This is a genomic window from Enterocloster sp. OA13 (genome assembly GCF_022440595.1).
Classification (GTDB): Bacteria; Bacillota; Clostridia; order Lachnospirales; family Lachnospiraceae; genus Enterocloster; species Enterocloster hominis.
Genome location: NZ_JAKNTF010000001.1, coordinates 2,827,467 through 2,840,890, shown reverse-complemented (window position 1 = coordinate 2,840,890; position 13,424 = coordinate 2,827,467). Strand labels below are relative to the sequence as shown.

At 49.8% G+C, this 13,424-nt stretch carries 10 protein-coding genes; 9 read left to right on the top strand and 1 reads right to left on the bottom strand.

The genetic code is table 11. The annotated features are described in order from the left end of the window. The first annotated feature begins 65 nt into the window (after nt 1–65). The 9 genes from MCJ35_RS12560 (at nt 66) to MCJ35_RS12520 (ending at nt 12,247) form a co-directional block, all read left to right on the top strand. Nucleotides 66–2,843: an NYN domain-containing protein gene (locus MCJ35_RS12560; protein WP_240299507.1), complete on the top strand. Its 2,778-nt coding sequence runs from the start codon at nt 66–68 to the stop codon at nt 2,841–2,843. A gap of 8 nt (nt 2,844–2,851) precedes the next feature. Next, on the top strand, nt 2,852–3,607 hold the full coding sequence (locus MCJ35_RS12555; RefSeq protein ID WP_025486919.1) for an HAD family hydrolase: 756 nt from the start codon (nt 2,852–2,854) through the stop codon (nt 3,605–3,607). A 350-nt stretch (nt 3,608–3,957) separates the two neighbouring features. After that, a complete protein-coding gene (locus MCJ35_RS12550) occupies nt 3,958–4,824 on the top strand; it encodes a ketose-bisphosphate aldolase (RefSeq protein WP_025486920.1) in 867 nt (288 codons plus the stop codon). A gap of 36 nt (nt 4,825–4,860) precedes the next feature. After that, entirely contained in the window at nt 4,861–6,195 is a 1,335-nt protein-coding gene (locus MCJ35_RS12545) for an ADP-dependent glucokinase/phosphofructokinase (RefSeq protein WP_025486921.1), read from the top strand. Beyond that, nucleotides 6,188–7,042: a class II fructose-bisphosphate aldolase gene (locus MCJ35_RS12540; RefSeq protein WP_025486922.1), complete on the top strand. Its 855-nt coding sequence runs from the start codon at nt 6,188–6,190 to the stop codon at nt 7,040–7,042. Before MCJ35_RS12545 ends, MCJ35_RS12540 begins: the two co-directional genes overlap by 8 nt. A gap of 46 nt (nt 7,043–7,088) precedes the next feature. Continuing rightward, nucleotides 7,089–7,925 carry a MurR/RpiR family transcriptional regulator gene (locus MCJ35_RS12535; protein WP_025486923.1) on the top strand — a complete coding sequence of 279 codons (837 nt, stop codon included), beginning with the start codon at nt 7,089–7,091 and terminating at the stop codon, nt 7,923–7,925. An 84-nt stretch (nt 7,926–8,009) separates the two neighbouring features. After that, nucleotides 8,010–9,248 carry an ABC transporter substrate-binding protein gene (locus MCJ35_RS12530; RefSeq protein ID WP_025486924.1) on the top strand — a complete coding sequence of 413 codons (1,239 nt, stop codon included), beginning with the start codon at nt 8,010–8,012 and terminating at the stop codon, nt 9,246–9,248. Nucleotides 9,249–9,339: 91 nt separating this feature from the next. After that, nucleotides 9,340–11,121: an ABC transporter permease gene (locus MCJ35_RS12525; protein ID WP_025486925.1), complete on the top strand. Its 1,782-nt coding sequence runs from the start codon at nt 9,340–9,342 to the stop codon at nt 11,119–11,121. A 4-nt stretch (nt 11,122–11,125) separates the two neighbouring features. After that, nucleotides 11,126–12,247: an ABC transporter ATP-binding protein gene (locus MCJ35_RS12520; protein WP_025486926.1), complete on the top strand. Its 1,122-nt coding sequence runs from the start codon at nt 11,126–11,128 to the stop codon at nt 12,245–12,247. A gap of 138 nt (nt 12,248–12,385) precedes the next feature. Here MCJ35_RS12520 and MCJ35_RS12515 read toward each other — a convergent pair whose 3' ends face one another. Next, nucleotides 12,386–13,255, bottom strand: a complete 870-nt coding sequence (locus MCJ35_RS12515) for an AraC family transcriptional regulator (RefSeq protein WP_025486927.1) — start codon at nt 13,253–13,255, stop codon at nt 12,386–12,388. Between the last annotated feature and the right edge of the window lie 169 nt (nt 13,256–13,424).

The following is a 13,424-nucleotide window of genomic DNA, read 5'->3' as shown; positions in this document are numbered from 1 at the left end:
CTCGACGAACCCCTCCTCTTGTGATATACTTTATAAAGTATGCTGTCACGGGAGGAGATATTTTCATGGGCGGACAAGAACCAAAAAGAGTGAAAAAACATATATGTGCTGGTATGTTGGCCCACGTGGATGCCGGGAAGACCACGCTGTCCGAGGCGCTTTTATATCTTGCAGGAAGCATCCGCAGGCTTGGAAGGGTGGACAACCGGGATGCATTTCTGGACACCTATGCCCTGGAGCGGGCCAGGGGGATTACCATATTCTCCAAGCAGGCAGGATTGACGTGGGAAGGAATAGACGTTACATTGTTGGACACGCCAGGACATGTGGATTTTTCGGCTGAGATGGAACGGACCCTTCAAGTACTGGATTATGCCGTGCTGGTCATCAGCGGCAGCGACGGGGTGCAGGGCCACACCGTGACCTTGTGGCGCCTGCTTGCAAAGTACAGGATTCCCACATTCCTGTTTATGAATAAGATGGACCTGGCCGGAACGGACCGTGACGCGCTGTTAAGTGAAATCAGGACCAGGCTGGATGATTCCTGCGTGGATTTTTCCCGGACTGGAACACAGGATTTCATGGAGCAGGCGGCCATGTGCGATGAGGAGGCGCTGGAACATTTCCTGGAGACAGGGGAGGTGGGGGAGGAGACAATCCGGCGCCTGGTATATGAGCGCAGGCTGTTTCCCTGCTATTTCGGTTCTGCCCTAAAGCTTGAGGGCGTGGAGGAACTGCTGGAAGGAATCATCCGGTATGGAACGGTCCCGGAATATCCGGAAGCGTTCGGGGCCAGGGTATTCAAGATATCCAGGGATGACCAGGGCAACCGCCTGACCCATATGAAGATAACCGGAGGATGCCTGAGGGTGAAGTCCGTGCTGACGGGTCCTGGGACGGAAGGGACCTGCTGGGAAGAAAAGGTGAATCAGATCCGTATCTATTCCGGGGAAAAGTATGAGGCTGTCCCTGAGGCCGGGCCGGGCAGCATCTGTGCGGTGACCGGCCTGACGCGGACCCTTCCGGGCCAGGGGCTTGGGGCAGAGGCAGCTTCCATGGAGCCTGTGCTGGAACCGGTCCTTACCTATGAGGTAAAGCTTCCGCCTGGCTGCGACCGGGCTGTGATGCTGCCAAAGCTTAAGGAACTGGAGGAGGAGGACCCGCAGCTGCATGTGGTGTGGGACGGACACCTGGGTGAGATACAGCTCCAGCTCATGGGTGAGGTTCAGATTGAGATATTAAAGAGCGTGATTGCGGAGCGGTTTGGGGTCGAGGTGGAATTCGGGACAGGCAATATAGTCTATAAAGAGACTATCGCCGGGCCTGTGGAGGGCGTGGGACATTTTGAGCCCCTGCGTCATTATGCGGAGGTCCATCTGTTGCTGGAACCGGGGGAACGGGGGAGCGGGCTTCAGTTTGCCGCCCGGTGCAGCGAGGATGTGCTGGACCGGAACTGGCAGCGTCTGGTACTCACCCACCTGGAGGAAAAAGTCCATAAAGGTGTCCTGACCGGTTCGCCCATTACAGACATGCGGATTACGCTGGTGGCGGGCCGTGCCCATATTAAGCACACGGAGGGCGGGGATTTCCGCCAGGCAACCTACCGGGCGCTCAGGCAGGGACTGATGGAAGCAGGCAGCATCCTGTTAGAGCCATGGTATGAATTCCGGCTGGAGATTCCGGACACATCCATTGGACGGGCCATGACGGATATAGAAAAGCGGTCCGGCACATGTGCCATTGCCCACACGGAATCCGGGATGGCCGTGCTCACGGGAAGCGCTCCCGTGGCGTCCATGGGAGATTACCAGACCGAAGTAACCTCCTACACAAAAGGATGCGGAAAGCTTACATGCACCATGAAAGGATACGAACCCTGCCATAATACGGAAGAGGTCGTGGAACGCATTGGATATGATCCGGAACGGGATACGGATCATCCTGCCGGTTCCGTGTTCTGCGCCCACGGCGCGGGCTTTGTGGTTGGCTGGGACCATGTGAAGGAGTATATGCATGTGGACAGCGGCATTTTAAAGGAACTGCCGGAGGGGATGGATCAGCCGGACGGGGCATGGGGGGACGGGGCGCCCGGGAATCGTGGCCTGTGGGATGTAAGCGCCGGGAACGGACCTGCCAAGACCATGCCGGAGGGTTCCGCCCAGGAGGAGATATGGCTGGGTACAGAAGAAATCGACGCCATATTAAACAGGACCTTTTATGCCAACAGCCGGGACAAGGCGCGCCAGAAAAGCGGGATACCGGGAAAGGGCGGCAGCCGCAGGAGCTTTAATCCCCCGGAGACACGCACCTACCGTCCGGCGGCGAAACAGGCGCCCCAGGAAGAATATCTCCTGGTGGACGGTTACAATATCATCTATGCGTGGGAGGAACTGAATGTCCTGGCAAAGGACAATATGGAGGGCGCCAGGGGACGTCTTATGGATCTGCTGTGCAATTACCAGGCCGTGAAAAAGTGCAACCTGATTGTGGTATTTGACGCGTACCGGGTGAAGGGACATGCGACTGAAATCCTGGATTACCATAACATCCATGTGGTATACACAAAAGAGGCGGAAACCGCCGACCAGTATATTGAGAAATTTGCACATGAAAATGCCCGCCGTCATGATGTTTCCGTGGCCACCTCCGACGGGCTGGAACAGGTCATCATCCGCGGCCAGGGGTGCCGCCTGGTTTCCGCAAGGGAATTATGGGAAGACCTGGAGCGGGTGAAGGTGATGCTGCGGGAAGAATATCTGGACAAGCCCCAGCTGAAGCGGAACAGCCTGATTGACGTGCTGCCTGAGGAGGCGGCAAAGGAGCTTGGACGGCTGAAGGAGTGATACGGTATATGACAGCCTTACTGTTTGATGTGGACGACACTTTGTATGACCAGCTGGAACCCTTCCGGCTGGCCTGTGGGCAGGTCCTGGGAAATGATTTCAGGACGGATCATGAACGCCTGTTTGTACGCAGCAGGCATTACAGCGAGCTTGTTTTCAACCAGTCCGAATCCGGCCGGATGTCAATGGAGGATATGTATGTTTACCGGCTGGTCCATGCATTTGCCGACCTGGACATCTGTCTTAAGCCCCGGGATGCGCTCCGGCTCCAAGAGGCATACGGGATGTTTCAGCAAAGAATCGGGCTTCTCCCAGGCATGGCAGGAATCCTTTCAGAGGCCCGTGCAAAGGGCGCCCTTCTGGGGCTTATAACCAATGGCCCTTCCGGACACCAGCGGGATAAAATCCGCGTGTTGGGATTGGAACAGTGGATAGAGGAGGACCATGTGTTCATCTCGGCTGAGATGGGGGTTGCGAAACCGGATATCCGCGTGTTTCGGAAGGTACAGGAAGCGCTGGGCCTGGATGTGGGGCATACATATTATATTGGGGATTCCTTTGCCAATGATGTCATTGGGGCTAAGAGGGCCGGATGGAAAGCGGTCTGGTTTAACCGCAGGCATCATGGGGTTCCTGGCTGTGAAGATGATCCGGACAGGCATCCTGGGGCGTGTGGTGGGATAGAACCTGATTATATGGCTGCGGGGGTGGAGGAGCTGGAGGGAATTGTGATGGGTATCCTTAGTCAAGAGAATGATTCTTAAATATCTGGCGATTCGCCGTTTTCCTTAAACCTTAATCATGATACAGAAGGAGACAGATTCCAATCTGTCTTTTTGCTGTGTCCAAAACCAGGGAACGTTTGAAAATTTATTCCCTCCATCTGCTGCCGCGTAACCAACATTGTTTTAGGATTTGATTTTTATTAGGCATATTTTACGAAGGGGGGCTGAGCTTCGTAGTTGTGCACAAATTTGACAGTTTAATTTCACTATATTGACTGAAAAGAAATTTCATTACAAAAACATATTGACATTTTATTTCATAGCAATATAATAAAGCTATGAAAACAAGTTACCATTTACAGTGAGGGACAATCAGGAGGGCAGAAGAGATGCTTGTAAACATGAAAGACATTTTGGCAGTTGCGAAAGAAAAAAACTTTGCAGTACCGGCCTTTAACACATCCAGCAATATGATTCTCACCGGGGTGATGCAGGAATCAATTGCCCAGGATTCTCCGGTTATTGTGGCCATCCACCCAGATGAATTATCATTTGTACAGAATTCCTTTATTAAAGCAGTGATTGATGAGGCAAATCATGCACCAGTACCCGTGTGCATCCATCTGGACCACGGCGGTTCCTATGAGGATTGCGTGAAGGCTATCAGCCTGGGCTTTACTTCTGTCATGATTGATGCGTCACTGCTGCCTTTTGAGGAAAATATCGCACTCTGTAAAAAGGTCTGCGGGACGGCACATGCGGCAGCTGATTACGTATCAGTCGAAGGGGAATTAGGTACAATCGGCAATACCGACTCCATTGAAACAGGAACGAATGAGATTCATTATACAAATCCCAAGGATGCAGAACGGTTCATAGAAGAAACCGGCATTGACGCACTGGCTGTTGCTATCGGAACCAGCCATGGGCTGTATCCAAAAGGATTTGAACCAAAACTCAGGATTGACATACTGGATGAAATCAAGAAAGCTGCGAAGGTACCTCTGGTACTTCACGGCGGTTCATCCAACCCGGACAGTGAGATTGAGACTGCTGTGTGCCATGGAATCAATAAGGTCAATATATCAAGTGACATTAAAGCTCCTTTTTATGAAAAATGCAGGGAAGTACTGTCTGACCGGTCCTTGAGGGAACCCAATGCAATCTATCCGCCCTGTATTGAAACTTTGAGGCAGGTCGCAGGACAGAAAATCCAGTTGTTCCATTCAGCAGGGAAGGCATCCCTGTACCGCTGACCCGTATAGGCGTATGGACAGGAATGTGGACAACATATGGATATGAATGTGGACGGGCACATGGGCAGCAATATTGGCAGGACCAAGGATAAAGACATTGAGGGAACAGGGGAGAGGAAGATTGCATTAGGATTTCATGCGTGTGTGGACTTTGAGTTGGAGTGGGATCTTTCTGTGATGGAACATCTAATCAGGAAGCACGGTATACATGCTGGTGAACTTACAGAAAGGAGCCAGATAGCATCCATTAAGGACCTGATGATTGAAATCCTTATTTGTATGAGACAGGGCACAGGCTGTGAAATCATACCGGATGACTTCCGGACATGCAATGCTTTTGCAGAGGAATTTACATACAGGACAACTATCGGGGGAACCGCTGCCAGGGCAGCCATCGCAATACGGAAGATAGGATTTGAAAGCACCCTTGGGATGTGTTGTTTTAACCGGTACATTGAAAATCTGCTTCCGCCCGGCATAAAATTTTATTCAGGAAACGGGCTGGAGTATGATAGGGTGTATCCCCATATCATCCTGCAATATCCATCTGGCGTACATATCCAGGCCAATGACATTGATTTTACCGTGCCATGCCATAACCGGATTCTCATATCCCGGGATAAGGACAGCATGGATATGGTGATAGCAGAAGATGCAGGGGAAATGGTGAGGGATGCGGATGTCTTTCTCCTCTCATGCTTCAGCGAGGTGTTGGACGGATATATACTCAGGGACAGGCTGGATACTGTATTTGATATATTAAATGGACTCAAGGATAGCGCTGCCGTGATTTTGGAGGACGGGTGCTATATCAACAAGGAGTTCCGCCATATGGTGCACAGGCAATTGGCCCCGGTATTAGACATCATAAGCATGAATGAGGATGAACTGCAGGACTATGTGGGACAAAGAATACGGATCCTTGATCCGGTTCAGGTTATGGATGCAGTCAGATACATTTACCGATGCCTTCAGGTTCCGTTTCTTATCATACATACCCATATATGGGCCCTTGCATATGGAACAGGTGCCCGGGAGTTTAAAGGAGCCTTGGAAAGCGGGATCATGCTTGCATCAGCAAGATATGTCCATGGTGATGATTTTGGGCTGGAAGAGTACGGTCGTATCCGCACATGGAAGACGAACGCGAAGGGCGAGGCATTCTGCCGGCAGGTAACGGAGTCAGATCCACTGGTCTGCTGCGTTGCGTGTAAGGATCTGGATTTTGTGGACAGGCCGACTACTGTAGGGCTGGGGGACTTTTTTGCAGGAGGGCTGCTGCCTGTTCTGGCATGCAGGCATATGGATACAGGTACTGCAGCCGGTTCAGGGGCAACACCATCAGAAGGGAGAGGGGAAAGGAATGTATGAGAAGGTAAGTAATATCCTGCAGATGGCCAGGGAGAGTAACACGGCGGCCATTGCATTTATCTGTCAGGACTATAATATGGCCAGGGCGGTTGTTTATGCGGCCCAGTCATCCAATACACCGGCCATCATCATGCTGTATCCGGAGCATGTCCCGGTCCAGAAAACCACGGGTATAAGGGGATTTGCCGGGATGGTAAAGGAACTGGCCGAAGAGGTTGCCGTGCCTATAGGACTGCATCTGGACCATGATTACACCAAAGCGGCGGTTCTGAATGCAATCCGCTGCGGGTTTGAATCCGTGATGATGGATGCATCGGTATATCCGCTGGAAAGGAATATTGAGATAACAGGGGACGTGGTGAAGGCAGCCCATGACCTGGGCGCAATTGTGGAAGGGGAAATTGGGCATGTGGGGGCGGCTTCTGATGCTGATGATTCCAAGGAAGACCTGTACACAAAGCCGGACGCCGCAGAACAGTTCTGCAGGGAGACAGGAGTGGATTCCCTGGCGGTTTCCATTGGAAATGCCCATGGGGAATACCGTGATACCCCACATCTTGACATAAAGAGACTGGAGGAAATACGGGCGGTTACAAAGGTTCCTTTGGTATTACACGGAGGAAGCGGTATACCGGATGACCAACTTGTGACAGCGTTCTCAAAGGGAATCAGCAAGTTTAACCTGGGTACGGAATTTCTTGGAAAGTATTACCAGGCCATGGAACAGTATATCTCCGATAATAAAGGGAATATGGATCCTGTAAAAATCATCCATATGCCGGAATATATCCATTCCAGACTTTTGCCTTATGTTGAAAACAGGTTGAGAACCTTGTGCAGGTTCTAGTATAATGGCAGGAGAGGATATATGATTGTGAAAAAGGAGGCTGTTTATGACGGAACTATCTGCAATAGAAAACATACAGGCCCAGTATGAAACCCTTTCCCCCACAGAACGGAAACTGGCGGACTATGTACTGAAGAATACTGCAAAAGTAGTTGATTTTACTGTAAAGGACCTGGCACTGGCAAGTGATGTGAGCGAGGCCACCGTGGTGAGGATGTGCCAGCATGTAGGTTTTAAAGGATATTGGCCGTTTCGAATGTCCCTTTCCAAGGAACTGGTAAGGTATCAGAATCATGAGATGGTTAATACGGTGAACAGTGTGGGGGATGTGTTCCGGGAATACTCCAAAATCATGCTGAATATCGCGGATAATATTAATTCGGAAACAGTTTACCGGTGCGTGGATCTGTTAAGGAACTGCGATCAGGTCCACCTGATTGCTTCCGGCAATACCACTCCGATTATTGAACATATTGGATTCAGGCTTGGAAGACTGGGGATTAAGTGCACCTTCAGCGGTGTGGCCGATTATTATATGAACCAGATTAACCTGGCCGGCGGCAGTGACCTGGTGCTTGCGGTATCCCAGTCCGGATCAACCAAAAGCGTCATTGACGGCGTGGCCCTGGCAAAGCAGAGGAGTCTTAAGGTGATAGCCATTACCGCCTATAAGAATTCATCACTGGCTGAACTGGCTGATTATGTGATTGAATCCAAAGGGGATTTTTCCAGGTTTGACTTTTACAGGAATTACAGCCATCTGTGCGAGATGGCTGTGGCTGAAGCATTGTTGGATGTATTGGCGAAGGATGAGAAGGTCCAGGCAGCCGTACAGGAGAAGAATACGGATATGCTGGAGTTTTTATCAGACATGAAACTATAGTGTACCATGGCAGGGGAACTGTGCTGCCGTGTACTGGTAATGTTGGTTTCCGAAGTAAAATCGGAATATGAGGAGGAATATACTATGAGAAGAAACAATCTGATGGCAATCGTACTGGCAGGGATAATGGCAGCTGGTGCGTTAAGCGGGTGTGGGGGTTCCGGGAGTACCGCAACTGCAGCTGGAACTGAAGGGAACATGGGAACAGAAGCTGCAAAGGAAGAGGTAAAAGAGGGCGGGGCGGCATCGGAACCGGAATCCGCAGGGGCTTCTGCTGCATCATCCGGCCAGGAGGACGGGATGAGTTATGATGACCTGGTTGCTGCTGCAAAGGAAGAAGGAGGCCTTGTTTTTTATGGCGCCAATTCATACTTGCAGGATGCGGCTGACCGGTTTGCAAAAGAATTTGGGATTAAGGTGGAATTTACACAGCTGGGCGAAACAGAGATGATTGAAAAGATTACCTCAGAATGCCAGTCCGGTGCGGTAAGTGCAGATTTAGTATGCGCCCAGGATACCTACCGTGTAATGGCGGAACTGGTGGATACCGGATATGCCATGAAATGGTCCAATCCCCGGGTGGGAGAGATAGTGGGCAATGATGATTGTACTGCCCTGATTTGGTATTATGATACAAAGAGCTTTATGTATAATGATGAATTGGTTGGGGAGGGATGGCTCACGAACCTGTGGCGCATTGCTGACCCGCAGTATAAGGGACTGTTCACCATGAAGGATCCTTCCAGCGAGGGTGTTAACTTTGATATGCTGACCATGCTTACATCCGACGGATACGCGTCAAGGCTGGCGGATGCATATAAGGAGTATTTTGGAAAGGATATAACCCTGACAACGGATAATGCAGGATGGGAATTCATTAAGATGATGTTCCAAAATGGTGTCCTGCTGACCACCTCTGATACCACATCGGCAACCACCGTAGGCGCCCTGGGGCAGTCTGATACGTGGGTCGGATATTTCAGCACACAGAGATTCAGTACACAGGATGATAAGGGAATCAAGCTGAGTTATGATTTATCCTCATGCAATCCGGTAGGAGGCTATGCATATCCTGTTTACTCCATCATCCTTGATAATTGCCAGCATCCCAATACTGCCAAACTTTTCTCTGAGTGGCTGCTGAGCGAAAATGGCTGGGCTGCGTTCAATGATTATTATGGTGGTTTTTCCGCCAATCCTGCCAACGTCCATGCCACGGATTACAGTTTTGACGAAGTGAAGGGGAATATCGTACTGGATGACCCGGATTACCTGGTCAATCACCGTGCGGATGTGGAAGATTTTATTGAGACATTACGTTAACCGGATGCAGCCTGGGTTGCTGCGTTAATCTTAAAATAGGATGGATATGATATCTTTGTATCCATTCTATTTTACAATAGAGGTGAGTTGATTGAAAGTAAAAGCTAGAAAAGCCGGAAATTTCCTGCGCAGACCCCATAACATCATTCTTTTGGTTTTGCTTATCTGTCTGATATATCTGGTTATTGTTCCATTAATCTATATATTCAAGGATACATTGATTGTCCATACTTCGGAAGTTAACAGGGTCCACGAAGCATCAGGTTCCTATACATTGTATCACTGGACTAAGACATTTGCATCAGGAGAGGTATATCAGACCTTTGTCATCCCTCTCATGAATTCACTTATGTGTGCTGTGTTTTCCTGCATTATCGCAATCGTGGCGGGCGGAATGTTCGCATGGCTGATTATAAGGACCGACATGTATTGTAAAAAAATCTGTTCCACGTTGTTCATGTTCCTGTATATCATGCCGGGATGGACACTGGCAATTGCATGGACAAACTTTTTTAAGAACAGCCTGATTGGCGGGACCACTGGAATTTTTGAGTCGGTGACAGGATTGGCCACCCCCAACTGGTTTGCTTATGGATTTTTTCCTATTGTGCTTGTTACGGGCCTTCACTATGCTCCTTATGCATACATTCTGATTGGCGGGATTCTTAAGAACATGGATTCTAACCTGGAGGAAGCAGCACAGATTCTTAAAACCTCCCGGTTGCGTATATTTACAAGAGTAACACTGCCTCTTGTGAAGCCGGCCGTACTGTCCACCATACTCCTGGTATTCGCATCCGGGCTCAGTGTATTCTCCACGGCCCAGTTTCTGGGCCTGCCGGTTAATTTTTATACGTTGGCCACAAAGATGTACAGCTATCTCAACGGCACCAATCCCGGGCGCGGTTATGTATATGCGGTTGTGATGCTGGTGTTAAGTTTTTCCATATTGTATCTGAACCAGAAGATGCTGGGAACCAGGAAATCCTACACAACGGTTTCGGGCAAAAGTTCCAACGTATCACTTACCAGACTGCGGGGAGGCCGCAGGATAATCAGTGCCGTGGTCGTGGTTTTTGTTGTGGCGGTGACTCTGCTCCCCTTCGTGAGCTTTGCGACAGAATCCCTTACCCAGGTAAAGGGTGATTATTCATTGTCTAACTTCACACTGCGTTACTGGATTGCAGAGGATGCGGGAATCGGATTTTCCGGCATATTCAGGAATCCTACCTTTTGGAAGGCATTAAAGAATACCCTTCTTCTTGCCCTGTGCTGTTCCCTTGGAGCAGGCACCGTGGGATGCCTGGCAGGATATGGGATTGCCAGGAAATGGGGGACGAAACTGTCCTCTACCGTGAACAGCCTGACCTTCCTGCCGTATCTGATTCCCAGTATTGCCCTTTCCGCCATTTACCTGTCCATGTTTTCCGCCAGGAGAGGAATCATTCCGGCGCTGTATGGCTCCTACGCCCTTCTGGTACTCATAGGCGTTGTGAAATACCTGCCCATGGCGTCCAGGTCCGGCCTGAACTCCATGTTCCAGATTAGCGCAACACTGGAGGAATCGGCAATGATAATGGGTATTCCCTGGTATAAAAGGATGTGCCGTATCCTTATTCCAATCCAGAAGACCAGCATCATGTCAGGATATCTCCTGCCGTTTATCAGCTGTACAAGGGAAATGGAGCTGTTCGTACTTTTATATACGCCGGGCTCCGTTCTGCTTACGACGCTGCTGTTCATGTACAATCAAAAGGGCTATGAACAGTTTGCCAATGCAATTACGCTTTTGATTGTGATTATAGTAATATCATTGAACGCACTTGTGAATAAATTGACCGGAGCATCCATTGATTCTGGTATAGGGGGTTGATGAAATGGCAGATAACAGTATTGTCTTAAGAAATATAACAAAACGTTATGGAAAGTCGGTGGCAGTGGACCACCTGAACCTGGAGATACCGGCGAACAGCTTTATTTCCCTGCTGGGGCCTTCCGGTTGCGGTAAAACCACTACGCTGCGGATGATTGCAGGACTGGAGACACCCACTGAAGGCGAGATATGGATTGGGGACCGGCTGGTGTTTTCCGCTGAAAAAGGAATCGATGTGCCGCCAAATGAGAGGAGCGTAGGTTTCCTGTTCCAGAATTATGCCCTTTGGCCCCATATGACCGTATATAAGAATATTGCATTTGGGTTGGAAAACCTGAAGTGGGGGAAAAAGGAGATTAAGGAAAAGGTAGAGGAACTGTGCGTGCTTTTGCAGCTTACGCCTTTCCTGGAACGGTATCCCTCAGAACTGTCAGGCGGCCAGCAGCAGAGGGTGGCCATTGCAAGGACGCTGGCGGCCAGCCCCCAGATTCTTCTGATGGATGAGCCTCTGTCTAACCTGGATGCGAAACTGAGGCTGGAAATGAGGACGGAGCTGAAACGTCTGCACAGCACATCCAATGCGACTTTTGTGTATGTAACCCATGACCAGTTAGAGGCAATGGCATTATCTACCTCCATCTGCCTGATGAATACGGCCGTACTCCAGCAGTATGCACCACCGCTGAAGCTGTACGCGGAGCCGGTGAATATGTTTGTAGCTGACTTTGTCGGTAATCCAGCCATGAATTTTGTGGATTTTCAAATGAATGCAGCTTCCGGTCATCCGGAGTTACAGAGGGCGGGAATCCGTTTTCTGGCAGAGGCGGAGGATGAAGCTGGGCTGAGATCCAAGGGGCCGGATGTCATTGTGGGTATACGGCCGGAAGATGTATTAATTGGAGAAGAGGGAAATATCCCGGCAAAGGTCATATCCTCCTTCCCTTACGGAATGGAAACCACGGTAATCGTAGAATGTATGGGGACAAACCTGCGGTCCGTGGTGTTTGGAAGCATTAATTTTTCGGAAGGGGAAGAGGTTAAGGTAAATATTTCAGGCACCAAGGTATGCATCTTCCATAAGGGTACCAGGGAACTGATTTCATTAGGGAAGATTGAATGCATATAGGATTATATGGAATAGAGGATCATTCCGTGGAAAAAAGTGGGATTGCATAAAAGGACCGCTGCTTGTAATGATATGATACCTCTTAAGTAGACAAGGTAAATAACCAAAATCTACTTAGGAGGTATTTTCATGTCTAAATCACCCCATCTTCCCCGTCCCGGAAGCAATCTTATTTTCCGAACGCCATTCCCTAGGGGATATGCCATATGTTTTCTTAAACGCCCTGGAAAAATGGAGCTGGCTGGGGTATCCCACGGCATTGCCTATGTCCTTTATGGTCAGCTCTGTCAGCTTCAGCAGCTCCGCGGCCTTGGTCATGCGGTAGCTGATTAAGAATTCCTGGGGGCTTTTGCCCACCGCGTCACGGAATATCTTCCCGAAATAGCTTCTGTTCAGATTGCAGAAGGCGGCGATGTCCTCCACGGATATGTCGTTCTGGAAATTCTGCTCTATAAAGGATGTGGCTTCACGGATATAAAAATCCTGAAGCTTCCCGCCGCGCATCATCCTCCTGGACGAGGAGGAGCGGGTGAGATAGTCCAGGAACAGATACAGGTGTCCGATTAAGTGGAAGGGCGACTGGTCGGAATGGTTGGCGATATAGAGCATCTCGTTCTTCAGTTCCAGGCTCAGATCCCTTGCATTGGAGTGATAGACCGGATTGTCCATGGTAAGCCCGGCCAGTTCCAGGGCTTCCTTAACCCTTAGCCCGTCAAACTCCAGCCATGTGTATTCCCAGGGATGGTCCCTGTCCGCGCTGTAGGTGTTAACCTGCTTTGGATGGATAAGGAACCCCTCCCCGCTTTTGATATGATAGGTATTGGTCATGCCTTTGGAATCCGTGGACATCAGGGTTCCGGCGCCTGATATCACATAGTGGAACAGATAGTGGTTGCGTGCATAAGGGCCATAGGAATGCAGGGGTTCACACTGCTCCCAGCCATATTGGTATAAGCCCAGGTCCACAAAACGTTCATTGGGGAAAATGGAAAAAAGGACATTGCTCATGTAGCGCCTCCTTTGATATCATTGCCAGACTGGTTCACCCTTGTGCAAAGGTGTACTTTGCTCTATACTGCATATATCCCATTATATACCCAAATGCTACCCAATATCAACCTACAGATACAAAAATAGCATTTAGGTATATAACTGGTATTAACAGAACATTTACCCG

What these genes read in the sequence shown, in the direction of transcription:
- MCJ35_RS12560 (WP_240299507.1), top strand. Translation starts at nt 66, where the DNA reads ATGGGCGGACAAGAACCAAAAAGAGTGAAAAAACATATATGTGCTGGT.
- MCJ35_RS12555 (WP_025486919.1), top strand. Translation starts at nt 2,852, where the DNA reads ATGACAGCCTTACTGTTTGATGTGGACGACACTTTGTATGACCAGCTG.
- MCJ35_RS12550 (WP_025486920.1), top strand. Translation starts at nt 3,958, where the DNA reads ATGCTTGTAAACATGAAAGACATTTTGGCAGTTGCGAAAGAAAAAAAC.
- MCJ35_RS12545 (WP_025486921.1), top strand. Translation starts at nt 4,861, where the DNA reads ATGGATATGAATGTGGACGGGCACATGGGCAGCAATATTGGCAGGACC.
- MCJ35_RS12540 (WP_025486922.1), top strand. Translation starts at nt 6,188, where the DNA reads ATGTATGAGAAGGTAAGTAATATCCTGCAGATGGCCAGGGAGAGTAAC.
- MCJ35_RS12535 (WP_025486923.1), top strand. Translation starts at nt 7,089, where the DNA reads ATGACGGAACTATCTGCAATAGAAAACATACAGGCCCAGTATGAAACC.
- MCJ35_RS12530 (WP_025486924.1), top strand. Translation starts at nt 8,010, where the DNA reads ATGAGAAGAAACAATCTGATGGCAATCGTACTGGCAGGGATAATGGCA.
- MCJ35_RS12520 (WP_025486926.1), top strand. Translation starts at nt 11,126, where the DNA reads ATGGCAGATAACAGTATTGTCTTAAGAAATATAACAAAACGTTATGGA.
- MCJ35_RS12515 (WP_025486927.1), bottom strand. Translation starts at nt 13,255, where the DNA reads ATGAGCAATGTCCTTTTTTCCATTTTCCCCAATGAACGTTTTGTGGAC.